Genomic DNA, 294 nt, shown 5'->3' on the forward strand with positions numbered 1-294 from the left:
CCGTCATGCCGTGGACGCCGATGGCCGTCAGCGCCTGGCGTACCTCGTCAAGCTTGAAAGGTTTGATGATCGCGACGACGAGCTTCATGGTCAGGCCTTCATTTCCCTGGGGTGTTTTTGAGCACGCGAAAAGTTGGGTGCCCCCGACGGCGGACCGCCGATGCAAATCTGGCATCTTTCTGGGCAAATGGCACAAAAAAGTTGCAGGTAGAAGGGGAAAACATTTCGAGCTGGTGACATCGATCACTGTACAGGCACCTGCAACGTCCGCCAAAATGCGGTTTCACCCCCAGC

Annotated in this window: 1 protein-coding gene; it reads right to left on the reverse strand. The window is 56.5% G+C overall.

Translation table 11 applies throughout. The annotated features are described in order from the left end of the window. On the reverse strand, positions 1 to 247 hold a 247-nt coding region (locus QSV46_RS39355; RefSeq protein ID WP_314964039.1), incomplete at its 3' end, for a P-II family nitrogen regulator. Positions 248 to 294 lie beyond the last annotated feature (47 nt).

The sequence above is a fragment of the Bradyrhizobium cosmicum genome, assembly GCF_032290525.1.
GTDB lineage: Bacteria > Pseudomonadota > Alphaproteobacteria > Rhizobiales > Xanthobacteraceae > Bradyrhizobium > Bradyrhizobium cosmicum_A.